Raw genomic sequence first — 21,366 nt, 5'->3', positions numbered from 1 at the left:
TTTTTTGCGGCGGCTATATTTCGGCCACCGCCGGGACCGTGTGGGTCCAGCCCTGCACGCTCGCGCTCCGATGCGATCAGCGGGAGGTTCCCGCCGGATGCAGATAGGTGTGGTGCGGGGCGCGCGCCAAGCCGGGGAGTATCAGTGCCCAGGCAGCGGCGAGCTGTTCCCCCACCTGCCGCTGCTGCCTGCCCGGGCAGGCAGCGGTCTGCACATGTACTTCAATACCTGCCATGAGGCACTGGACCAGTCCTGCCGCCGGTGCCGGTTCGACGGCCAGCATGCCCTCGTCCCAGGCCCGGTCGAGGAGTTCCCTCAGTACCGAGGTCCATAACGCCTGCCAGTCCCTGCGCGGGGACGTTCCCTCGCGCGCCAGCCGCGCGGCTGCGAGCACGACTTCCTGCGCAGTGAGCAGACCGGCCAGTGCGTGCGAGGCGTCGATGACCGCCTGCAACGCGCTCTGCGCCTCTGTCCGAACGCGCAGCAACGCCGCCTCCGTCAGCACCGCTGCCTGGCCGCACACTTCGTCGGCCAGCGCCCGTTTGGCCGGAAAGTGGAACGTGAGCGCCCCCATCGTTCCGCCGGCGGCCTCGCAGACTTGCTTGAGCGATGTACCCGCGTACCCGTGCCGGACGAACTCCGTGGCGGCCGCACGGACGAGAGCCGCCCGGGTGCGCGCTGCCCTCTCCTGCCTCATCGCACCCCCGGCCAACGGCCCCGACAACGGCAGGCAGCCCCGCTGGGAAGGCCCTCGCGGTGTTTCTCCACCCAGACGGCACGCAGAGCCGCATCTACCGACCGCTCACGGGCACCTGAGCTGCTCGGGGGCATCCCCACTCCTTAGCATGATGACGCCGGACAGCTGATCCTGGATATTCCGGCCCACACCGCCGTATCGATGGGCATCAGACACTAGTCAGAACAGCGATCGACAGCGGCCTCACCTGCCGTACTTGCGAGCGACTTTGACGGGTTGCCCGTTTCCAGCCGTACGGCAGCTCCCTTCCACCTGCCCACCCCACGCCGCGGCCCTGTACACCCACACGGATCCGACCGTTTTCCCGGCCCTGCGCACCCGCGGGCCCGCCGGCAGCTTCGATGCTTCCCCCACACCGCACAAGGGCGTGCGCGATGTACCGGGCGGTGCTCTACGCGGCGGTCCAACCGCCGTCCACCGGTACCGCCGCACCGGTCACGAAAGACGCCCGGTCGCTGCACAGCCACACCGCTGCCTGCGCGATCTCCACGGGGTCGGCCATACGCTTCTGGCTCGAGCGCGCAACGAAGGCGGCCTCCAACGCCGGGGCGTCCGCCAGGACTTCGTCCATCAGCTCGGTGCGCGTACTGCCCACCATCAAGGCGTTGACCCGGATCCCGCGCTCGCCGTACTCGGCCGCCGCCGCTCTGGTCAGCCCCAGCACCGCGTGCTTGGCGGCGACGTACGGGGAGCCTGCGCCGGTGGCCTGGCGGCCCGCCACACTGGAGGTGTTGACCACTGCTGCGTCACGGCCGCAGGCGAGCATGGCCGGAAGCTGATGACGCAGGCAGTTCCACACCCCTCGTACATTCACGTCCATAACGCGGTCGAAGACCTCGTTGTCCGTCTCGTGCAGGAGTCTTCCCGCCTCGGCCCAGCCTGCGTTGTTGAACGCGCCGTCCAGGTGGCCGAAGCACTCCACCGCCGTCGCAACGGCCTTCTCGACGTCGTCCTCACAGGTCACACTCCCGGCCGCCACCGCCGCACGGCCGCCTCGTGCCTCGATCTCCCCGGCCAACATACGCAGCCGCTCCTCCCGGCGCGCCATCAGCACCACCGCGGCTCCCTCGGCCGCGAACAGCCGTGCCGCGGCGGCGCCAATCCCGCTGGAAGCGCCCGTAATCATGACAACCCTGTCGGTCAACAACCCATGCTCATAAGTCATCTCAGCCTGTTCCTCATCTCCCGACTCCTGGCCTGACAGCTCCGGCTGCCACCACCGCTGTCCGGCTCTCCAGCCGGCCAGACGCCTTCTTCCGCACACCCCGTACGGCCACGGAAACCAGATGAGTGGGCATCAAGAAGGAGGAGAAACCACCGCATCGGCCCCTCATGCCGAAATTCCCCGCATCGGATCCAAGTCCATACGGGCCGCCGCTTCCGGCACGGCAACTCCCGGCAACAGTAGTTCCCACATCCTGACCGTCCGCTTGGGGAGATCCTGACGGCCACTCACTAGCTGTGCGTAAAGCTGGACTCCCGTACATGCTCCCACCACGAACTCGGCCACTTCCTCCAGGTCGAGATCGCACCGCAGTTCACCGTTGCGTTCGGCCTCCCGAAGGCAACCCTCCATGATGCCGCGCCAGCTGAGGTAGGCGGTGGCATCCCGGACACCAAAAGCGCCCTGCTCCACCGACAGCCGCACCCCCGCTCGCAGCACCGGATCGGTCTGCAGACGCTGCGCCCAGACCAGCGTGATGTCCACCAGCCGTTGCAGCCCCTCCGAGTGGAGCATGCCTTCAATGGCCTGTGGCTGAGCGTTCATCACAGCCTTGGCCAGCCCCTCCTTCGACTCGAAGTGGAAGTACAGCGCACTGGTCGTAACCCCGGCCCGCTCCAGGATCTTGTTGATGCCCGCGCCGGAGTACCCGAACTCGTCGAACACTTCCGCCCCCGCCCGAAAGAGTTTCTCACGGGTACGCAGGGCCCGTTCCTGTGTCACGTGTCTCATCCCTTGATCCCTCGACACCCCTCGACAGAAAAGAGAACGCTCTTTATCCTACTTGGCGATTATTGAGCTTCCCGCTTCCACGCGCCACCCCATCCGCACCTCAAGAGAGTTGCCCAGGAAGGCGCTACCACGCAGAAGGCACATCCGCACGATTCAGCACATCTCGCACCGTGTCATCGGTACCTGGGAGTTCCGCATGCACCGCAACGCTGTCCGCGCCGACCCTGCGCCGCGCTCCGCCACCTTCGTTCCGAAGAAATTAGTCCACAAGACAAATTCCGCCGAGGTCTTACTCACCGACTGGCAGCGCATACGTGCCAACGCCTTTATTATCTCTGCCCATTGGCCCATGACACACAGCTTCTACACGACGGGCCACAGCCCCGTTGATCCACTGCTGCTTACCGAGACCATCCGTCAGATGTTCCCACTGCTCTGCCACACGGCCTACGACGTGCCGTTCGACCACCACCTGTTGTGGGAACACTACCGCTACGAACTGGCCTCCCACGCCACGCAGATCACCGACCGGTCCGGCCCACTGAACTTGCACGTCGAATGCCGGGAAACGGTGCGCCGCGGCACCCGGCTGGCTGCCCTGTCCCTGGCTGTCACCGTCGTCCGCCATGACGTGCCACTGGCAACGGCCGACACCCGCTTCACCGTGCAGCCTCCTGCCGTCTACCGTCGACTGCGGGCTGGCCGCAGCGACGCCGCGCTCGCCGCCCCAACTCCCGCACACTCCTGCCCCATCGCCCCGCGGGACATCGGCCGCCGCACCCGGGGCGACATCGTCCTCTCCCCCAGCGACGATCCTCTCCGCTGGGGGCTGAGGATCGACACCGCCCACCCCATACTCTTCGACCACCCCCTCGATCACGCCCCCGGGATCCTCCTCCTGGAAGCCGCCCGCCAGGCCGCCCAGGCTCTGACTCCCACGCGTCCCATGACGGCGATGGCGATGGAGAACACGTTCTCCCGCTACGTGGAATACGACACTCCCTGCTGGGTCGAGGCCCACCCACTCCCCTCAGACCCCTTGGGCCGCGATCGCGTAGCCGTCACCCTGACCCAGGACGGCACCGAGCACTACGCCACCACTGTCACCCTCACGCCAACCCCGGCCTTGCCCCACGACGCACCACAAGGTTCCTGGGCCCCTTTCGCCCTGCGGTCACCACTGCCCCGTAAACGTCCGGCTCGACTTCCCGAACGGCACCCGACGTGTCATCAGTCCGGCCTACGGCAGTTCACGTCGCGGCCTGGAAGAGAAGGTCAGCCGGATGTGGCACAAGTGGCACCCTGGTCGAATAGGTCGCGGCGACCACGGGCGGTGCGCGCGCCACTGGTCTGACGTGGAGCGAGCACGCACCCGACTTCAGCCCATGGGGGCATGACAATGTTCTTGTGCGGTGGAAATCCCACAAGGCGCAAGGAATGGCAGTGCTGTTGACGGTAGATGCATGACAGAGAATGTGTGATGCGAAATCTGGCCACGCCTGGTGAAGGTCCGTCAGGATTGCCGCGGCAAGACCGGACTTCCAGGAGAGAGGAACGAAAATAAGTTCCGTGCTGAATATGACAATTCGCGGGGAACCCAGCAGGACGCCTGACGAGTGAGCACCTCTTCGATGATGTTCTTTCGGCGGGTCGCCCGCCGGGCGAAGCCGTCGGAGATCAGGCCGGCGATCGCGAGATGGGGGTGGGTCTCGGCGTAGGCCTCGCGGCGGCCGGTGAACGTCACCGTGGCCCCCACTGCTTGAACTCGGCATTGGTGTGCTCCACTCAGTTCCACGCCCTCGGCGTCGGCATCGGCGGACAGGTCCTCCAGCATGCGCAGCCGCACACCTGGACGGTTGGGACGGCGTAGCCGTTAGCGGCGTGTAGTGGGCGGATCTTGCGGATTGCTCCGGAGACGGCGGAGCGGTCCGCCCCGTACAGCGTTGCCAGAGCAGCGTGCGGTAGCTCAGCCGCACGTGTGCCAGCGTGACCAGGAGCACACCAGGCGCCGATTGGGACCCGCTCCGGCGGCTTGCTGCCGGTGGTCGCCGCGACGCTCGTGGAGTACCGACTCCCGGACACGCCCCTTGTCCCGGCACCCACCCGCCGTATCGGCGGAACAAGTGGAACCATCGAAACCGTTCCATCTGTCAGGATCACCGGGGAGACCCCATCTCCTCCATCATCAGCTGGACTGCCAGTTGAAGCCGAATCCCTGGGATCTGGTAAGACCTCCATGCGGCCGATGTGATACCGGATCGTCTCTTGAGAGTTGTTCAGGGCAACGGCGATGCGGCCGTTGTCTGCATCCCACCGGCATGTTGATCGATCCAGGCGAGACCGCCGATGTCGAGGCGGGTGCGCGTCCGGGTCACCGCGACGTAGGCGAGGCGGGCTTCGGCATCGTCGATGGGTCGGGGAATGGGGTCTCCGAAGTCGTCCTGTTGGTCGCTGCCGGGTGGGGATTGGAAGTCATCGGCGATTCTCACACTCGGCCATTCCCTGCCTTTGACCTTGTGCGCAGTCGAGACGGTCACATGGGCTTGGGCTTCGTCGGTGAGTTGGTTGACTGCAGCGAGGATGGCGTCCGTGCCGTGTTTGTCGACGAGGTACGTCTTCGTTGTACGTATCGAGCACGACGTAGGCCGCCCACTCATTCCCTTGGCCTCTCTCGCTGAGAGGCGTTCCCTACCATGGAGGTTGCCCCGGCCTCCAACCGCGACCAGGGCATAGCGGGACGTCGAATTCAGGCGTCGTTTCGGCGGGTGTCTCTCGCACCACTGGGAATTGGACTTCAAGCAATCAAGCCTTAGCCATATCGCGCGGGTCTTGCGGCACCCCGCCCTGGACGCCTCCAGACGGGCACCGCTTTCCGAGCATGCTGCTGTCCCCTCACGCTTTCGCGCTCAAGTAAGCCCGGCGACCCAAGAACCTCCCTCCAAGTTCATCCCGACTGCGTCGGGGATACAACGAAGCGCCGCACGGCGCACGCTGGACCAAAACGTTCACGGACCCCGTACCTGCGTGGCCATCGTCGACCGGCTTGCCTTCAGCGGCACGATCATCGAGACCGGCACTGACTCCTCTTGCCTCGCCAGCACCCGGGCTCGGGCCGAAGAACCCGCCAAGGCCGGCTGACACCTGCCGCCCTACGCCGGGCGGTGGGATCGCCTACTCGCCGGCGCGGGCGACGAGCAGTGGTTGGAAGAAGCCTGTCTCCTGCGGCATCCGCCACCTGGTGTCGGCAAACCCGGCCTCGGCTGCGAGGCTTGCCAGCCGGTCCTGGCCGAGTGCCCAGTAGGTGGTTCGGCGGACTTTGACGCGCCATTCTCCGCCTGCCGGAAGGAGTTGGAAGTGCTCCAAGTCGTAGTGTTCGCCGTCGTCGTGCCAGTGCCAGAGCTGGAAGGTGACGGTTCGTTCCCCGCTGTCGGCGCAGTCGGTGATCCGGTGGACTTGTGGAGGCGTCGAAGCCGGGCGGTCGCGCAGCAGGTCGTCGTAGGGGCGTGTGCTGATCAGCAGGTGGCCGTCGGGACGCAGCACGCGGCGCATCTCGGCCAGGGCGGCGTGCACATCCTGCTCTGTCAGCAGGTGAGGCAGCGAGTTGTCGGCGCAGACGACGGTGTCGAACTGGCCATCGGGAAACGGGAGGTGTCGCATGTCGGCGGCGGCCGTGCGCAGGCTTAGGCTGCGGCGGGCGGCCTCACGGGCAGCGCGGGCGGCGGCGCGGGGGCTGAGGTCGGTCCCGGTGACGCGGTGCCCGCGCAGCGCCAGGCCGATGGCCTGCGTGCCGATGCCGCAGGAACAGTCGAGCACCGCCGCGCGATCCTGGCCGATCAGTGCGTCCAGGGCGTCCCCCTGTCGACGGATGCTCGTGTCCCAGTCTGCGTAGATCAGGTGGTAGTCGTCGGCCAGTTCGTCATAGAACTGCGCTACTGATGTCTCGGGCACGGCCCGAGATTATCGTGCCTGACTCCCCGGAGGCGCTGGTCGCCCCAGTGATCGGCGCTGACGTCCTCACTGGCGACAGTGCCGTCAGTTCCCGTGAACAACAGTGCCGTCAGTTCCCGTGAACATCTGCGAGCGCGCTGATCGTCAACTGCTGTTGAAACTCTATCGACAAACGCTGCTGCTGAACGTGAACGAAGACAAACCGCTCCTTGCCGATGTTCTCCGCGAGCGTGGTCAGGTGCTTCACCTGCGCGGCTGTGGCCGGCTCCGTCTCATCCGGCGTCGGTCGGTGGGCTTTCCGTGCCGCGGGAGCGCCGGCGGCCCAGGTGGCAAGCAGGCGCAGCCCTCTTCGGAGGGTGAGGCGGGCGCGGCGGCCTCGATGTCGCAGCGCAGCAGGGCCGCAAGAGCACCCCGGGCCGCGCGGCGCCACCGGAACGGGTCGCCGGCGGCGCCATGGACGGTGCACGCCGACTCCCGCAGTAGGCCCGCCCTTTCGAGGAACCGGGCGGCCGGCCGCTCGCCGGCCTGCTCGTCGGCCAGCAGCAGGTGCTCGGCTTGCTCGTTCAGGATGTCAGCCAGGTTGCGGCCGGACAGGGCGGAAGAAGTACTCGGCGGCGGACGAGTCCGCCCAGGCGACCGAACAGCGGCAGTGTTCAATGCGCGACTGCCCGGCGGCACAGCCGCGGCCGACGCATGGCGGGCGGCGGCAGGATCCGGCGACCAACAGCGGCACACGAGCGTCACGGCGACGGCGGCCCCCAGCGACGGCAACGCCGGGCGCGACCCAGCCCGCAACCGTGCTGCGCAGCACGAGGGCTGCGAGCACCGCCAGGGCCAGCACCGCCGGGGCCGGGCCCGCCGGGAACGCGTCGGGGCGACGTGCGGCGGTCGCCGCGACAGCGAGAGGGAACACGCCGAGCTCCGGCCGAGCGAGAGCCCCGAGGACCCGGGAGACGTCGGCGGTCCAGGCGGCCCGGTCGGCCTCGACGAGGCGGTCCGGCACGGTGGCGCCTGGAGCACCTGCACCGTTCCCTGTGCCGGCGGGAGGTGTACGCCAAGGACGGCGATCGCTGGGGCGACCCCCGGGCCAGGCTGCCGGCCGGGGAGAAGTGGACGGCTGCCGAGCCGAAGGGGCTCACCGCGTTCGGTCTGGGGAGCGAACCGGCCGGGCACCTCGCCGAACTCGCCTCCGCCCTGCTCGCCGCGTACGTCCAGGTCGCCGCCGGGCTGCCGGGCGGCAGCGCGCTGGAGGTCGTGGGCGGGAAGCTGAAGCTGGCCAAGCTCGGCAAGGCCGACGAGCCCGAGCTCATGCCGCCTTCCGTCAGCTGGTCGACGGCATGCTGTCCAGGGTCCACTTCCCCGAACTGCTGCTGGAGGTCGCCGAACTGACCGGCATGGCCGACGCCTTCACGCACATCTCCGGCGCCGGCTCCGGTATGGAGGGCTTCACCACCAGCCTGTGCGCCGTGCTGATGAGCGAGCGTGCAGCGTGGGCCGGATTCCGGTCCTCAAGCCGGACGTCCCGGCCCTTGCTCGGGGCTGCCTGGTCCAGGTCGGCCAGGGCTACTTCCGGGTGGAGGACCGCGAGCACGCCGAGCAGGCCATCACGGTGTTCGCGAAGCTCTACGGGACGAAGTTCCCCAAGGCGTCGCGAAGATCACCGACAGCCAGGACGAGCTGCTGGCCTTCTACGACTTGCCCGCACCGCACTGGATCCATCTGCGGACCACCAATCCCATCGAGTCGGCTTCGCCACCGTCCGCCTGCGGACCAAGGTCACCAAGGTCGCCAAGGGAGCGGGCAGCAGGGTCGCGGGTCTGGTCATGGTGTTCAAGCTGGTCGGGTCCGCGCGGACCCGCTGGCGGGCGGTGCATGGGCCCCACCTCGTCGCCTGGTCCGGGCCGGCGCCCGCTTCGAGCGCGGCATACTCGTCGGACGTCCCCACCAGGAGGCAGCGTGATCACCCTCAAGTCCGAAACCATCCACACCGACCGGCTGGCCTTACTTCCCCTGCAGGTCGAGCACGCCGACGAGATGGCCGTGGTGCTGTCCGATCCCGGCCTGCATACCTTCATCGGCGGCACCCCGGACACCGCCCAGGACCTTCGCGCCCGCTACGAACGTTGGGTGGCCGGCTCACCCCGCCCTGGCGAATCCTGGTGCAACTGGGTGATCCAGCTCCGCGACACGGCCTGCCTGACCGGCTATGTCCAGGCGACGGTCACCGCCGACGATCGTGGGACCGCTGCGGAGATCGCCTGGGTGGTAGGGACCCCCTGGCAGCAGCGCGGCATCGCCACCGAAGCCACCCAAGGACTCGTCGCCTGGCTCCGGAAACACCCGGTGCACAGGGTCGTCGCCCACATCCACCCGGACCACAAGACATCCGCCGCCGTCGCCACTGCAGCCGGCCTCACTCCCACCGACCAGTGGCACGACGGAGAGATCAGATGGCAGCTGACGATCAGCTGACCACGCACCTCCACAGGTCTTGACGACTACTCACCCCGAGCCCGTTGCGGACCTGACGCGGGCATACATCCTGTCCCGCCAGCATCTGCCCTACGCCAGCGGCAGAAGCTCACAGTGGCTCTTCCCCGGCCGCCAGCCCGGATCGCCGATGAACCCGGTCCGCCTCCACGTTCATTTGCGTGAGATCGGCGTGCCGCCGCAGCGCGGCAGGGCCTCCGCGATCCGCCAGCTCGCCTGCAGGCCCCACTCCCGTCATCGCGAAGGCACTCGGCTATCACGACAAGAGCGCCACCGGCTTGGTCACCGAGGCCGGCGGCACCTGGAGCCGATACGCCCCGGCGACCACACACGGTGATTGACGGCCGATCAATCTCCGCTGCGTGGGCCTTGCACGCTGGGTAAGGCGGTCGACGGTCAGGCGACGGCCGGCTGAACCGTCAAGGTTCCTTCGGCGGTGTCGATCGTGGCCTGAGTGCCAAGCGGGATGGTCGGAGGGTGGAGGCCGTGTCCGGCAGGGAGTCCGCCGAGAACGGGGACACCCAGGCGCGTCAGCCGGTCGCGCAGTACGTCGGCGATGCCCCATCCCCCCAGGGTTGGATCATCGGCATCCTGGTCGAAGCCGAGGAACTGGCCGAGTGCGACACCGCACAGCCCCTCCAGGGCCCCGGTACGGGTCAGCTGGGTCAGTGCGCGGTCGACCTCTCCCAGTCCTGTGCCTCTTTGGTGTTCGAGAAAGAGGATCGCCCCCTCAAGGCTCGGCAGACCGGCTCCGGCCTCGGTGCGGATCGCGTCGAGGTTGCCGCCGACCAAGACACCGGTCGCGGTGCCCTCGACGGTGACCGCCGCGCTGGCCTGGCTGGTGTCCCGGTGGATGATGACAGGGTCGGTCGTCATCAGCGCGCGGCGAAGGGCTTCGGCCGACGCCGGCCCGGACCATTCGTCGCTCCAGTTGACGAACGGGCCATGCAGCGAGGCCAGACCGCATCGCGCCCACAGGGCAAGGTGGAGGTGGGTGATGTCGCTGAAGCCGACCAAGGGTTTGGGGTCGCGCCGCAGGGCGTCGATGTCCAGGTCGTCGACGATGCGGTAGGCGCCTTTGCCGCCCCGGGTGGCGATCACCGCGCGGACTGCCGGGTCACCGAACGCGGAGTTCAGGTCGAAGACGCGATCCTCATCTCGGCCGGCCATATACCCCCATTGGTCGAAGACGTGCTCGCCCAACTCGACCCGAAGCCCCCATGACGTCAGTAGCTCGACGCCACGGGCGACTCCCTCGCGGCTGGGTGGACTGGCTGGAGAGACGATCCGCACCCGATCCCCGGGCCGTAACCGCGGCGATTGCACGCTCTGATGACTGTCGCAGTTGTCCATGCCGGGATCTTCCTCCACCCGCCGAGGCGATCGACCGGCTGATCGCCCGCCGGGAGGTGCATCTTCGAGAGAAGATGCTGTGGCGGATGCTCTACGAGATGTGCGCTCGCCTCGATGAGGTGTTGGAGGTCAGCATCGAGGAGTCGACGTCGCCGGCCGCCGGGCCCCGGTGAAGAGCAAGGGCGCCCGGCCGCGGGTTCGCCGTCGCGGGGCGGCCCGTGAGGAGTACGTGCTGGAGTGGGCGTACTGGGGCGCGGGCACCGCTCGTCTCCTGCCGCGCTCCACGGTGAGGTGACTGGACGTCATGGAGCGCCCTGTGTTTCGTGCCAGGTGAGCAGCAGTGATTGCTTGCCGTGCGCCCTCGTTGCGCCCCCGCATGCGCCTACCTCACCCTTTCGTGACCAAGGCGCCACGCAGAGTATCGAGGAAGATTCTCGGTGGGCGCGGCGGGTCTCCTGTCGGCTGTGTCGTCGCCTACCGAAGTCAGCGCAGGGCGCTTTGGCCTGCCGTGAAACACCCCGTGACCACGAAGACAGAGGAGCAACGCTGTGGCTTTGACTGCGGAGACCGTGCATGCCGAGCTTGAGGCCGCGAACCAGGAGGGTGATCCGGCCGCGGACGCGCTGGTGTCCGACCTCATCGACAACCGCGAAGTCGACGGCGTCAACGGTCTCTTCCGCACCATCGGGACGCTCAAGCCGCACATGCCCATGGAGGAGCTGTCCGGCCTGCCCGAGCGGCTGGCGCAGTTCCTGCATGACGCCTCCCAGGAGCCGCCGGGCTGGTGCGAGGCCGATGTCGAGGCGGCGGAGGGCTTTTTCGCCCACCACCACGGGGTGGCTTCCATGTTGCAGGGCACCGTCGGGCTGATCGGCACGTACCTGTCCCCGACCGGCGCCTTCACCCTGCGTTCGACCGGGCGTCTGGGCGGTGCGGACGGTCCGGGCCGGCGGCTGTCGCAGTCCTCGCGACTGTTCATCGGCATGGGTGACAAGGACGCCCTGCGCAACGGCACCCTGGCGGCGACCGTCACCAAGGTGCGGCTGGTCCATGCCTCCGTCCGCCAGTTGCACAAGAAGAGCGGGCAGTGGGACTACGTCAGGTGGGGCGAGCCGGTCTCGCAGAAGTACACCACTGGCGCCATCTGCGTCTTCAGCGTGCAGATCCTCCAGGCGATGAGGAACCTCGGCGTCCACGTGGCCAAGGAGGACGCGCAGGGGTTCGTGGCGGCCTGGCACTACATCAACCACTACCTCGGCACTCCCGAGAAGTGGCTGATCCCCAAGGACGTCGACCTGGTCGAGCGGATCTGGAGCGCCGAGCGGGAGAACGAGTGGAGGGCGAGTGAGGACTGCACCGTCATGACGCAGCAGGCCTTGAAGTTCCACAGGGAGCAGATGGTCCCGCCGCCGTTCTACGAGCCGTTCCTCGCCATGGTCCGCGCAGCCTTCACGGACACGTACGCGGACATGGCCGGCATCCCGAAGAGCGCCGTGGACCTGGTGGCCAAGCCCGCCGCCGCCATGCACAACCTCTTCAGCAGCACGGTCGGCGGGCTCGGCGGCGGCAGCGCGAAGAAGGTCGTCGGCGTCAATCCGTACGACGAGATCCTCGGCGTGGCCTCGAAGGCGTTCAACCAGGTGGAGCTCTACGCCCTCACTCACGACAAGGACGACCAGCCTCAGATGCACCAGGACCTGCACGACGACCGCTGACAGCACCGCCGATGGGAATGGGGCGCGATGGCAAGGTCCATCAAGTCTCGTTCTCGGCATGTCGGTACCAGCATCGCGTGCCCACGCAGGCGACCGCCGACGCCGCCGCGGCGTACACCGCGGCGGCCGGGAAGCCACCCGCCAACCGGGTCGCGGCCTCGAAGGCCTCGGCGCACGGTGTGGGGCGCCCTGCCGGCGGTGCTCTGCCGCCTGTTGAACAGCGGTTCGTTAAGCCTCTTCACCGCACTACCGGCCTACGAGTTGCCGCTGACGACCCGACCCTTGCGGCGCAGGGTCGGAGCGCGACGGAGGCCAGGGCGTCCCGGCGGATCCGGCCCAGCGCAAGGCCCGTCGAGAGTACGAGAACCGGGTCAGCGCGCTCACGCCGATCGGACCACGATCGTTCTCAGCGCCAACGGCTGTACCGATGTTCCTCACGTCCGGTCTCGTCTGAGCCACCCACGCGGGCACGGGGACGATGGACCAACCATCAGACCCGGCGGGCCACCACAAGAACCGCCCCCAGGAACCACCACATCGCAGGCCGCAGGCCGCAGGCCGCAGGCCGCAGGCCGCAGGCCGCAAGGAAGAAGAGCCCCGCGGGCGTGAGGACGACATCGAGCTGCACCTTGAGTTCTACCGCGAGGTGGAACAACCCCCGCGCGTGCAGGGCCGACCGGCCGGCCGGTCGTCAACAGGAGTCGTAGCGCCAGTGCTCGCCCTCGCGCGTCCACGGCTGGTCGTGCTGGTCGTACCGCGGGTCGCCGACGCCGTACGAGACTGAAGCCAAGTCGTCGGTGAGCTTGTCGATGTGAAAGCGCTTGACGGTGCGATCGGCGCTCGCCTCGTCCCCGAGGGTCACAGCCATACCGTGTGCGCGATCGAGGCTTGCGGCGAGAGACGCCTGAGAAATCCGCTCTTTGCAACGCGTCGAGATCATGCTGTACGCGGCGGTCACGTCCGGTTTGAAATAGGCAGCGGTGTAGGCGCGGACGGCCTTTTCGAGGTCGGCGCGGGCAGGATCGGCGGTGGCCGAGGGCGCGTGGTTGGTCGGCGTGGTGAGTACGGGTGGCTTCTTCGGCGTCTTGCCGCTGTCGGTGCCGCTGCATGCGGTGAGTGCGACGGGAAGCAGTGCGACGAGTATCGCGGTGGTGGCGCGCGTGCGCATGGTTCCCCCTTGGATGCGTGCTGATTGGCGCATCGTGGCACGGTTGTGGCAGGTATGTGAGGGAAACGCGAATGTCTCGCCGCCCGGCGGTGACGGGGCGAGGTGCGGCGGTTGAACGAGGACCAGCGGCGGCACGCACGAGGTGTTGGTCACGAGCCACGCCAGGGCGCGGGCGCCGACCAGTGCCCGGGCGGTTGCCGTGCGAGGTATGCCGCGCTGCGGAGACGACGTCACCCCCGTGCGCGCTGCGTGGAAAACGTCATCAGGGGGCACCTCACCCGTGCCGACACCGGCCGCACTCAAGCATCTGCTGCCCTCGTTGAACCCAGCGGTGGTGAACGCCACCGGCACCAAAGGACGCCACGTGCCAGCAGCAGGACGACCAGCAGCACGCAACGCATAGTCGTGCCGGCCGGTAGCACCCGCTCGTCCCACCACGCCCGAAGAGATCCGTCAGCGGCCATGCCCCCCACCTTCCGCCCGAGGGGCTGCCGCCAGCCGGATCCTCCCGTCTTTCCACAGCCACACCCACCGACGTGAGCGCCAGCCTGGCCACCAACGCATCAGCGACCGTCTCGGCACACTCCACGGACAGCCCGCGGCGCGACGCGCTCTCCAGCACGCGCCTGCGCACCTCGGCGAGCTGCCCGGCAGTCACTGGACGGAGGTCCTCTCGTCCGCGCTGATCACGTACTCGTCCTCGCCGAGGGGTTGCCCCTGCCAGGTGCGGGCGCACAGGTCCAGCACCCGGGCGGCCTTGGCGCGGAAGTCGGAATCGGTGAGGAAGATCCAGGAGCGGTGCTGCCAGGGCTTGAGCACGGCCTCGATCAGCCAGCGTCGCACGGTGGAGGGCGACACCGCGGTCACGATCTGACAGGCAATGGCCTCGCAGGCCAGTTCCGGACACGACCAACGGGAGATCGGCACTCCGTCTCGGCAGGCAGCCGGCAGGCCAGCGCCTTGACCTCGGTGGCCTGCAACGGCGCGAACGAAGCGGGACGACCGCAGCGCCTGCGGCCCTTGAGCCCGGGCAGACCCGCCTGAGCAAACCGGCCACGCCAGCGGCGCACGGTGTCCAGGTGCAGCCCCCTCTCCCGGGCGATACGCGCGGTGGAGCGTCCGCGCGCGGCGTGCAGCACGACCTGCGCACGCACCCGCAGCCGGTGCTCGCTCTTACGGCCGCAGGCCCTCCTCTTCAACCACAGGGCGTTCAGCGGCACTTGGGGCTATCGGACAGGCAGTGCGGACGAGCATGGCAGGCCAACCGACCAGCCGAAGTGATCACTGGCAAGCCACAGCCTGCCCCGCCCGCCGCGGAGGCGGAACCCAGACATCGTGGCGGGGCACGGCATCCCATGCCATGAGCACCGGGTGGGGACAGACGCCCCTGACCGCAGCTGCGTCAAGGCCGCAGCGGCGAGCGTCCGGGGCTGTTGGCGTCTTGGGATTCGACCCCCGCGTACGGCCGATGCTCCGGATTCAGGGCCGGTAGACGCACTCCGCCAGCGTCGTGTGCTTCTTCCAGCCCAGCGTCTCGTACAGCGCACGCCCGGCATCGGTCGCGCCGAGAACGCCAAGGACCGCGCCCTCCTCCAGGGCACGGTCGGCAAGCGTACGCATCACGAAGCCGCCCAGCCCGCGCCGCCGATGGGCCTCCTCGGTGATCACCCGGTCCACGACCACGGCCTCCCCGAGGGATGCCATCTGCCCCTGGGCCGCCTGCTCGCCCGCAGCATCCAGCACCCGAGCGTAGGTGACGGCTCCCATGGTCTCCACGGTCGCGGTGTACCCCTGGGGCGCGACCGGGTTCGTGGCCATCAGGTCAACGGCCATCAGATGGCCGCTCTCCTCCCAGGCCCACCCCTGGGGCAGCCAGGACCCGATCTCCTCCGGCTCCGCGGGCGTCTTCATCCACGTCCGCGGCACGGACACCGAGGCCGCGGCACTGCGGACCAACGACTCCTCGGCCTCGGGCAGGACATGGCGTCCCACTTCATCGAGGTTGCCGGCCACCTCGACATAGAACCCCCAGGGCTTCTCGACAGGCGGGGGCGTCCGCCGGGACACGGCCCAGCCCGCCACCCACGTCCTGACTATGTCCGCAACCATCAAGCCCTCCCGAAGCTGTGGCCGCACCAACGGCCAGGTAATAGGCAGCAGTCGGGATCACACATTACGTCGCCCTGCAGTCCGGAGCATCTGTTTTGCCGGGGTGCGGCTCCTGAAGGGCAGTCATGAAAGGTCACGCACAGCAGAACCGCCAGCAGCCAGAGCCAGAGCCAGCAGCCATGACGAGGACACCGCCGCCTACCCACCGGCAAACCCCGAAGGCACCCTGGACTGCGCCCGCGGCCTCTGCCCCCCGACCCCCACGTCTGACCCGGCACCGCGCACGAGAGGGCCTCAGGCGTCAACCCCCGAAGGACTTACGGAACCGACCACTTAGCTGGCCAACGGCGGGATGGACGTCCGCGCCGGCAAACACCCTGTGCCGGGACCCGGGACCTGGCGCCGGGAAGGCCCCGACCCAGCGGTGGCGCCGGCGAGGAACACGTTGAGATACGAGACCAGCGGGGGCAGGTACGCGTTCTCAAAGCGGGTTGGACGCTGGCGACCCCCAGAAACGCTTCCCGAGGGTTCCGAGGGTCGCCGTGGATCAACTCCACCGTGTAGTTGACGAACCGGCCCCGGTAGTACTCCCCCGCCCTGCTGTCGTTGGGGCAGGTGAAGTCCAGGATCGCGCCGCCGTTGTCGGGCTTGATCCGCCCGCGGGGCGATCCCTTGAAACAGCCGACGAGCACGGTGCCCCCAGTGGACTCCAGGGCAAGCCGCGGGGCCGGGCAGCCGTAAGCGTGTTCGTAGTAGCAGCCGAGGCGGGGGCCGGGGCGTGGGTAGAGCGCGAAGGGCTGCCCATGGTCGTCGACGACCGTGGTGCCCTGGCGTCCGGCACACAGCCAGTCGATCTCAAGGTGCCACAGGATCTCGTCGCCGCCGGCAGCGGGCGTGAGAATGAACTCCTCGACATCGGTGGCGCTCACCGAGAAGGGGAAATCCGCCTCCTCGGCCCGCAACTGGGGCGCGCCCTCGTCGAGATCGGTGCTGAAACGCCGCGGCGCCACCCTGCGGAAGGTGGGGGCTGTGATCAGGCCGTGGCATGCCCGGCGGACAGGACGACGGGACAGGACCACCGGGCGTCAGCTCGCTCATCTCAGCGCCCTTGCGTGGTGGCGCGGCGGCGGTAGTAGGCGTGGGTGACGGCGCCGACCAACACCGGCCAGGCCATCAGCGCCCCAGGGCTTGACCAGTCCGAGGGTCAGCAGCGCGAGCCCTCGCAGACCGCGGACAGGAGGAGGACGTAGAGGTAGTCGCTGAGCTGGGAGCGGTAGCCCGGGTTCGCGGAGTGGTCGACCCCGGCCGCTCCGGCGGTCATGAGCAGCCGCCAGATGCTGGAGGGCAGCACCACCAGTGGGACCGCGTGCGCGGCGAGCTGGGCCCAACGGGGGGTGCCGGGCACGTACTTCGGCTTCGGCTTCGCGGCGCCCCGCTTCGTGCGCTCGGACGTGGGGGCGGTGGTCGGTCGGGCCGACTGGGTCGCTGTCATGCCTCAAGCCTGGTCAGGCCCCCACCTGCGCGGACATATGCCGTTAGGCATCGAGATCGCGGGCGGGTCGGTCGCGGATATGCCGAAAGGCACAGGCGCGCACGGTGCCCGCACGCGTACCGTCGGGGTTGTGTTGATCATCATGGTCCCGGCCGTCCTGTCCGGCGCGGCGGCGCTGCTCGTCTTCGCGGGCCGGTCGCGGTCGCGTCCGCTGATCGCCTGGGTGACCGGAGCCGCCGCCGCGGTGTCGCTCGGCGTGACGGTCGCTCATCCGTCCGGAGCGGCCGGCCCCGGGCCGGGCACGATCGGCACGCTGGAAGCCGTCGCCCTGGCCGCCGTGCTGGTGCCGACCGCGCGCCACGCCCCGCCGCCGCAGGCGATCGCGGCCGGAACGCTGGCCCACCTCGCGGTGACCCTGTGGGTGCTGCGCGCCTGGAGCACCGGCTCGGTCCGCGGCATCGTCGGCGCCTGCGTCTTGTGGTCGCTGTTGGCGACCGGCGCGGCGGCGGGCGGGGTGTACCTGCGGGTGCTGGACGCCCGGCGGGTCAGCTCGGTGGCCGAGGCCCGGCGGCGGCAGCGCCTGGACCTGGCTCGGGACCTGCATGACTTCGTCGCCCACGACGTCAGCGAGATGGTCGCGCAGGCGCAGACCGGGCAGTTCCTCGGGTCGGACGATCCGGGTGTCGCGCTCGACGCGTTGCGGCGGGTCGAAGAGGCCGGGCTCCGGGCTCTGGCCGCGATGGACCGCACCGTGCACATGCTCCACGACCAGCAGGACGGCGCCCCCCGGCAATCGGTCAAGGGCCTGGACGAGGTGCCCGAACTGGTGCGGCGCTTTTGCGAGTCGAGCGCGGGTCGGACCGAACTCGCCCTCGCCCCAGGCCTGCTCGACCACGTCGCCCGCGAGGTCTCCGGCACGGCGTACCGGATCGTGGTGGAGGCGCTGACCAACGTGCGTCGCCATGCGCCAGACGCCGACGTGACCGTGACGCTGGACCGGTCGGCGTCCGCGCTCACCGTCGACGTCAGCAACGGCGCCCCGGCCGGACGGCCACAGCAACGCGGCGACCGGGCCGGTGGGCTGGGGCTGCCCGGCCTGGCCGAGCGGGTGGCCGCGCTCGGCGGATCGCTGGGCGGATCGCTGACCGCCGGGCCCCGCCCCGGCGGCGGCTGGCACCTGGCGGCCGAGCTGCCGCTCGCAGGCGACCGAGGCGCCCGCCGACCCTCCTTCCCCATCCCCTTCCGCCCCGGAAAGGCCCAGCCCCGATGAGCAATGCCCCGACGACCACGGCGCCGACCAGCACCGGCCCGATCCGCGTCCTGCTCGCCGACGAGTGGGAGGAGGACGTCCCAGTCGCCGTCGGGGAAGCAGCCAAGGCTCAGTTCTCCAAGGGCGCACTCCGCTGCGGCGAGCAGGGCCTTGCGCGACATCGGCGTGTCCAAGGAGGGATCTTCCAGGGTGCGGGCGGCGGCGAGATCGAGGAGGTCGCCCCCCTCTCCCTCAGCCCTGCCGCAAGGGACGCCCGCCATGTCGCATGTCCGACCAGTGCTCGATAGCCCGGCGAACCCCGCACTGGAGGGCGCCCTCCATCCCCTCTTCGGCAACATCGTGGCGTGTCACGTCCTTGACCGTCATGCCCGACATCCTGTCAGCCGCCACTGACAGCACGGCGCAGTCGCTCATGGCGCCGATCTCCCGCCCCTGATCCTCGACGCCCGGACGGACGACGAGGCGCGGCAACGGACCGGCGGCGGGAGACGACAACCTCAAGTTCGAAGTTTGGTCAGAGCACCATCGGCGCACCCGAAGAGACCACAGGATTCGTAGCGGCCCGGCCAGGGGAACATAGGTCGAACAGTGGACACTGAGCGTGAGGGAAATGCAATGGCTACAGGAACCGTGAAGTGGTTCAACGCGGACAAGGGATTTGGATTCATCGCCCAGGACGACGGCGGACCAGACGTCTTCGTGCACTTCTCCGCAATTCAGTCACACGGCTTCAAGTCCCTCATGGACAACGACAGAGTCGAATACGACCTGGTACAAGGGGCGAAAGGGCCACAGGCCGAGAACGTCGTAGTCCTCGAACAGTAGCTTCGAGGCAGCGGCCGGGGGGCCTTCGTCCCCGGCGTCGAGGAGCCCCCTCCCATAGGGCTCGTGGGGGCTCCTCGGGACGATACGGCCATTACGGGTTGGGGGTCACCTCGAAACCCGCACCGTAGATGTCGTGCTGGGGGACGGCGGCCTCGCGGGCGCGCAGGTCGGCGAGGATGTTCGCCGAGCTGGTGTAGTTGAAGGGCGGCAACTGCAGGGTGATCGCCTTGGTGATTCCGGCCCAGGGGCCGGCCGCCTGGAACTTGTTGGCCTGGGACGGGAGATCGGTTCCCGGAACATGCCAGATCACCGGGCCGCCCGAGTCACCCGCCTTGTTCACGGCCGGAGCCCGGTAGATGCCGTTGTCGTTGTTCATGACGGTGCCGTACCACGTCCCTGTCTGCCCCGACGTGATGATCTCGTTGTTGCCGGTCGTCAGCAGGCGCTCGGTGTCGAGCGCGGGCTTCATCGCGTTCGGGCTGACCGGCCCTTGGGGGTACTTCAGCACTCCGGTCTGCTTGAGATGCGGCCCCTGGGAGGAGAGCGTCACCTGCGGCAGCAACTCGATGACCATGTAGTCCTTGGTGGCATGGCCGGTCTGCGAACCCTCGGGGTCCTTGAAGTAGCGGACATAGCCGATCGGACCGTACTTCGTGTCGTTGCGGTCGACGACGGGGATGATGTCGTCCGGGATCTCGTGGTCGGCGTACTTCCCCGACGTGTCCCGGATGCAGTGGCCGGCCGAAATGGCTATCTTGCGCTGGTGGTCGTCGGTCCCCACAGCCCCGATGGTGCAGAAGAGATCGGTCGAGTTCGGAGGGAACGCGATCTGCATGCCGTTGTAGATGCGTTTGGCCTGCTGAGCATGATCGGAAGGCGCGGCGGCATGTGCGGTGCCCGCGGTGGCCGCGGCGGCACCCAGGGAGCCGGTAAGCGCCAAGGCCGCTACGAAGCCCGGTAATGCCCTGATCTTGCTCATCTTCCCAATCACCTGTCGTTCCCCTCTTGCTGGTGGATAGCCCACCGCCATCCTGAACGACCGGCATGAAAGACCGATGTAATCGACGTGGCCGGCGTAAACGCCCGCCGGGCCCCGGCAAGGCGACGGCCGCCGTGAGACCGCGCCGAACCAAGCACATACACCAACGATCCACGACCACACACCGGCCACCGGCCACCGGCCACCGGCCACCGGCACCCAGACAACCGAACAGCAACAGCGTTCGGCGCACGACCACCCGGCAGCCACACGACACGGCCAAGCCAACAGCCCACGGCCCACGGCCGGCGGCGGCCGGCCGGCGGCCGGTGCGGCTACGGCGCTCGCTCCTGATCGGCCACCGGCGCCGACCAGATCATCCGGATCTGCGTGGTCCGGTAGCCGGCTCGCGCGAAGGCCGCCGCCATCGGTGCGTTCCCGGTGTCGGTGGTGGCGGTGATCAGCTCGGCGCCGGCCCCTGCATGACTCCGGGTGACCTCGGCGAGCAGGTCGTCCACATAGCCGCGGCCGCGGAACTCGGGCAGCACGCCGAGGAATCCGACGTTGCGGGCGTAAGGCGTCGCGGAGGGGATCGCCAGTCCGGCGAGCCGCCCGTCGGGGCCGTACGCCAGCCGCCACCACTCCCGCTCGCCCGGGCAACCAAGGTAGAACTCCAACTCCTCTCGGGCGGCCGCCTCGACGCCCATCGCGGCGACGTTCCGGCGGGTCTCGTCGTCCAGGCTGCCGATCGCGATCCGCCGGAACATCCCGAGGAACTCCTCGTCGGAGGCCGGGGCGAAGGTGAGCCGGCCCTCGCCTCCCGGCAGCGGATCGCCGCTGGTCCACTGCAGCTGCAGCCGCTCCACCTCGTGGCTGAGGCCAGCGGCCCGCGCGGCGGTCCGGCGCCAGGCCACCGCGTCCGCGGCCGCCGGGTCGTCGTGCCAACCGACCGGCAGCCTCAGGATGTACAGCGGCGGCTTCGGCGCGCCCGCGGCGGCGAACGCCTGCAGCCCGGCGGTGAGCAGCCGGGCCGCCACCCGGGCCCGGTCGCCGGCCCCGGGGTCGACGTGCAGGCAGTCCAGAGCAACCGGGTGGGCGCTGTCCGCCCGGCCCCACCACAGGGCGCGGGCCAGCAGCCGGCCGTCGCCGTCCTCGGCGACCCAGGTCCACTCCGGTCGGTACATTCCCTGCCCGAGCTCATCCCGGTAACGGTCGGCGTCGATCCAGCCGACGGGTTCGGGGACCGTCACCGCGGCGACGCGGTCGACCTCGGCCGCGGTCGTGGGTCGAAACAGCATCGGTGCTC

General features: G+C 69.0%; 22 protein-coding genes and 4 pseudogenes. 10 read left to right on the top strand and 16 right to left on the bottom strand.

Features of this window, described 5'->3' with window-relative positions:
* Positions 1 to 76: 76 nt before the first annotated feature.
* The 3 genes from MOV08_RS43520 to MOV08_RS43510 all read right to left on the bottom strand — a co-directional run bounded on the left by MOV08_RS43520 (position 77) and on the right by MOV08_RS43510 (position 2,711).
* On the bottom strand, positions 77 to 697 hold the full coding sequence (locus MOV08_RS43520) for a TetR/AcrR family transcriptional regulator (RefSeq protein WP_275311643.1): 621 nt from the start codon (positions 695 to 697) through the stop codon (positions 77 to 79).
* Positions 698 to 1,148: 451 nt separating this feature from the next.
* On the bottom strand, positions 1,149 to 1,883 hold the full coding sequence (locus tag MOV08_RS43515; protein ID WP_039639801.1) for an SDR family NAD(P)-dependent oxidoreductase: 735 nt from the start codon (positions 1,881 to 1,883) through the stop codon (positions 1,149 to 1,151).
* Positions 1,884 to 2,087: 204 nt separating this feature from the next.
* Positions 2,088 to 2,711, bottom strand: a complete 624-nt coding sequence (locus MOV08_RS43510; protein ID WP_275305701.1) for a ScbR family autoregulator-binding transcription factor — start codon at positions 2,709 to 2,711, stop codon at positions 2,088 to 2,090.
* 52 nt (positions 2,712 to 2,763) lie between these two features.
* Here MOV08_RS43510 and MOV08_RS43505 point away from each other — a divergent pair, with 52 nt between their 5' ends.
* Entirely contained in the window at positions 2,764 to 4,065 is a 1,302-nt protein-coding gene (locus MOV08_RS43505; RefSeq protein ID WP_275311642.1) for a ScbA/BarX family gamma-butyrolactone biosynthesis protein, read from the top strand.
* 159 nt (positions 4,066 to 4,224) lie between these two features.
* Here MOV08_RS43505 and MOV08_RS43500 read toward each other — a convergent pair whose 3' ends face one another.
* Positions 4,225 to 4,545 (bottom strand): hypothetical protein, encoded by a 321-nt coding sequence (locus tag MOV08_RS43500; RefSeq protein WP_275305703.1) that lies wholly within the window; start codon positions 4,543 to 4,545, stop codon positions 4,225 to 4,227.
* 442 nt (positions 4,546 to 4,987) lie between these two features.
* Positions 4,988 to 5,320, bottom strand: a pseudogene (locus MOV08_RS43495) (3'-5' exonuclease); the annotation flags it as partial.
* Positions 5,321 to 5,703: 383 nt separating this feature from the next.
* On the opposite strand from MOV08_RS43495, the pseudogene MOV08_RS43490 reads away from it, so the two are divergent.
* Positions 5,704 to 5,849 (top strand): annotated as a pseudogene (locus tag MOV08_RS43490) (IS21-like element helper ATPase IstB); the annotation flags it as partial.
* Positions 5,850 to 5,882: 33 nt separating this feature from the next.
* Here MOV08_RS43490 and MOV08_RS43485 read toward each other — a convergent pair.
* Together MOV08_RS43485 and MOV08_RS43480 are read right to left on the bottom strand one after the other, a co-directional pair.
* Positions 5,883 to 6,659: a class I SAM-dependent methyltransferase gene (locus MOV08_RS43485; RefSeq protein WP_275311641.1), complete on the bottom strand. Its 777-nt coding sequence runs from the start codon at positions 6,657 to 6,659 to the stop codon at positions 5,883 to 5,885.
* Between the two features lie 109 nt (positions 6,660 to 6,768).
* The gene (locus tag MOV08_RS43480) at positions 6,769 to 6,906 is read right to left on the bottom strand and encodes a hypothetical protein (protein ID WP_275305704.1); all 138 of its coding nucleotides are present in this window, start codon (positions 6,904 to 6,906) and stop codon (positions 6,769 to 6,771) included.
* A gap of 800 nt (positions 6,907 to 7,706) precedes the next feature.
* Between MOV08_RS43480 and MOV08_RS43475 the strand changes: the two genes are divergently transcribed.
* From MOV08_RS43475 to MOV08_RS43465, 3 genes and pseudogenes are all read left to right on the top strand, one after another.
* A complete protein-coding gene (locus MOV08_RS43475; RefSeq protein WP_275305705.1) occupies positions 7,707 to 8,048 on the top strand; it encodes a hypothetical protein in 342 nt (113 codons plus the stop codon).
* A gap of 178 nt (positions 8,049 to 8,226) precedes the next feature.
* A pseudogene (locus MOV08_RS43470) lies at positions 8,227 to 8,619 on the top strand (transposase); the annotation flags it as partial.
* Positions 8,616 to 9,131 (top strand): GNAT family N-acetyltransferase, encoded by a 516-nt coding sequence (locus MOV08_RS43465; protein ID WP_275311640.1) that lies wholly within the window; start codon positions 8,616 to 8,618, stop codon positions 9,129 to 9,131. The pseudogene MOV08_RS43470 and the gene MOV08_RS43465, both read left to right, overlap by 4 nt.
* Positions 9,132 to 9,545: 414 nt before the next feature.
* Here MOV08_RS43465 and MOV08_RS43460 read toward each other — a convergent pair whose 3' ends face one another.
* The gene (locus MOV08_RS43460; RefSeq protein WP_275311639.1) at positions 9,546 to 10,502 is read right to left on the bottom strand and encodes a S66 peptidase family protein; all 957 of its coding nucleotides are present in this window, start codon (positions 10,500 to 10,502) and stop codon (positions 9,546 to 9,548) included.
* Between the two features lie 26 nt (positions 10,503 to 10,528).
* Here MOV08_RS43460 and MOV08_RS43455 point away from each other — a divergent pair.
* Together MOV08_RS43455 and MOV08_RS43450 are read left to right on the top strand one after the other, a co-directional pair.
* A pseudogene (locus MOV08_RS43455) lies at positions 10,529 to 10,782 on the top strand (site-specific integrase); the annotation flags it as partial.
* A 268-nt stretch (positions 10,783 to 11,050) separates the two neighbouring features.
* The gene (locus MOV08_RS43450) at positions 11,051 to 12,217 is read left to right on the top strand and encodes an oxygenase MpaB family protein (protein WP_275305706.1); all 1,167 of its coding nucleotides are present in this window, start codon (positions 11,051 to 11,053) and stop codon (positions 12,215 to 12,217) included.
* 691 nt (positions 12,218 to 12,908) lie between these two features.
* On the opposite strand, the gene MOV08_RS43445 is transcribed toward MOV08_RS43450, so the two are convergent.
* The 6 genes from MOV08_RS43445 to MOV08_RS43420 form a co-directional block, all read right to left on the bottom strand.
* On the bottom strand, positions 12,909 to 13,385 hold the full coding sequence (locus tag MOV08_RS43445) for a hypothetical protein (protein WP_039628545.1): 477 nt from the start codon (positions 13,383 to 13,385) through the stop codon (positions 12,909 to 12,911).
* Between the two features lie 654 nt (positions 13,386 to 14,039).
* Positions 14,040 to 14,243, bottom strand: a complete 204-nt coding sequence (locus tag MOV08_RS43440; protein WP_275305707.1) for a hypothetical protein — start codon at positions 14,241 to 14,243, stop codon at positions 14,040 to 14,042.
* Positions 14,244 to 14,248: 5 nt separating this feature from the next.
* On the bottom strand, positions 14,249 to 14,539 hold the full coding sequence (locus tag MOV08_RS43435) for a helix-turn-helix domain-containing protein (RefSeq protein ID WP_420834330.1): 291 nt from the start codon (positions 14,537 to 14,539) through the stop codon (positions 14,249 to 14,251).
* Between the two features lie 325 nt (positions 14,540 to 14,864).
* On the bottom strand, positions 14,865 to 15,494 hold the full coding sequence (locus MOV08_RS43430) for a GNAT family N-acetyltransferase (RefSeq protein WP_275311638.1): 630 nt from the start codon (positions 15,492 to 15,494) through the stop codon (positions 14,865 to 14,867).
* Between the two features lie 317 nt (positions 15,495 to 15,811).
* Positions 15,812 to 16,504, bottom strand: a complete 693-nt coding sequence (locus tag MOV08_RS43425; protein WP_275311637.1) for a hypothetical protein — start codon at positions 16,502 to 16,504, stop codon at positions 15,812 to 15,814.
* 194 nt (positions 16,505 to 16,698) lie between these two features.
* Positions 16,699 to 16,986, bottom strand: coding sequence for a hypothetical protein (locus MOV08_RS43420; RefSeq protein ID WP_275311636.1), 288 nt, complete (start codon positions 16,984 to 16,986; stop codon positions 16,699 to 16,701).
* A 130-nt stretch (positions 16,987 to 17,116) separates the two neighbouring features.
* Between MOV08_RS43420 and MOV08_RS43415 the strand changes: the two genes are divergently transcribed.
* The 3 genes from MOV08_RS43415 (at position 17,117) to MOV08_RS43405 (ending at position 19,081) form a co-directional block, all read left to right on the top strand.
* Entirely contained in the window at positions 17,117 to 18,256 is a 1,140-nt protein-coding gene (locus tag MOV08_RS43415; protein WP_275305711.1) for a sensor histidine kinase, read from the top strand.
* Entirely contained in the window at positions 18,253 to 18,543 is a 291-nt protein-coding gene (locus MOV08_RS43410) for a hypothetical protein (protein ID WP_159030715.1), read from the top strand. Before MOV08_RS43415 ends, MOV08_RS43410 begins: the two co-directional genes overlap by 4 nt.
* Positions 18,544 to 18,871: 328 nt before the next feature.
* Positions 18,872 to 19,081, top strand: coding sequence for a cold-shock protein (locus tag MOV08_RS43405; protein ID WP_039628554.1), 210 nt, complete (start codon positions 18,872 to 18,874; stop codon positions 19,079 to 19,081).
* A gap of 91 nt (positions 19,082 to 19,172) precedes the next feature.
* Here the strand turns inward: MOV08_RS43405 and MOV08_RS43400 are convergent, their stop codons facing one another.
* Both MOV08_RS43400 and MOV08_RS43395 read right to left on the bottom strand, forming a co-directional pair.
* Positions 19,173 to 20,060 carry a chymotrypsin family serine protease gene (locus MOV08_RS43400; RefSeq protein ID WP_275311635.1) on the bottom strand — a complete coding sequence of 296 codons (888 nt, stop codon included), beginning with the start codon at positions 20,058 to 20,060 and terminating at the stop codon, positions 19,173 to 19,175.
* A gap of 335 nt (positions 20,061 to 20,395) precedes the next feature.
* Entirely contained in the window at positions 20,396 to 21,358 is a 963-nt protein-coding gene (locus MOV08_RS43395) for a GNAT family N-acetyltransferase (protein ID WP_275305712.1), read from the bottom strand.
* Positions 21,359 to 21,366: the final 8 nt, after the last annotated feature.

The organism is Streptomyces yunnanensis (assembly GCF_029011865.1).
GTDB classification, from domain to species: domain Bacteria; phylum Actinomycetota; class Actinomycetes; order Streptomycetales; family Streptomycetaceae; genus Streptomyces; species Streptomyces yunnanensis.
The sequence above is the reverse complement of the archived record's forward strand: the minus strand, read 5'-3'. Positions and strand labels throughout refer to the sequence as shown.

Coding starts and splice junctions, on each gene's coding strand:
- MOV08_RS43520 (WP_275311643.1), bottom strand. CDS start 697: ATGAGGCAGGAGAGGGCAGCGCGCACCCGGGCGGCTCTCGTCCGTGCG.
- MOV08_RS43515 (WP_039639801.1), bottom strand. CDS start 1,883: ATGATTACGGGCGCTTCCAGCGGGATTGGCGCCGCCGCGGCACGGCTG.
- MOV08_RS43510 (WP_275305701.1), bottom strand. CDS start 2,711: ATGAGACACGTGACACAGGAACGGGCCCTGCGTACCCGTGAGAAACTC.
- MOV08_RS43500 (WP_275305703.1), bottom strand. CDS start 4,545: ATGCTGGAGGACCTGTCCGCCGATGCCGACGCCGAGGGCGTGGAACTG.
- MOV08_RS43460 (WP_275311639.1), bottom strand. CDS start 10,502: ATGGACAACTGCGACAGTCATCAGAGCGTGCAATCGCCGCGGTTACGG.
- MOV08_RS43445 (WP_039628545.1), bottom strand. CDS start 13,385: ATGCGCACGCGCGCCACCACCGCGATACTCGTCGCACTGCTTCCCGTC.
- MOV08_RS43430 (WP_275311638.1), bottom strand. CDS start 15,494: ATGGTTGCGGACATAGTCAGGACGTGGGTGGCGGGCTGGGCCGTGTCC.
- MOV08_RS43420 (WP_275311636.1), bottom strand. CDS start 16,986: ATGACAGCGACCCAGTCGGCCCGACCGACCACCGCCCCCACGTCCGAG.
- MOV08_RS43410 (WP_159030715.1), top strand. CDS start 18,253: ATGAGCAATGCCCCGACGACCACGGCGCCGACCAGCACCGGCCCGATC.
- MOV08_RS43405 (WP_039628554.1), top strand. CDS start 18,872: ATGGCTACAGGAACCGTGAAGTGGTTCAACGCGGACAAGGGATTTGGA.
- MOV08_RS43400 (WP_275311635.1), bottom strand. CDS start 20,060: ATGAGCAAGATCAGGGCATTACCGGGCTTCGTAGCGGCCTTGGCGCTT.
- MOV08_RS43395 (WP_275305712.1), bottom strand. CDS start 21,358: ATGCTGTTTCGACCCACGACCGCGGCCGAGGTCGACCGCGTCGCCGCG.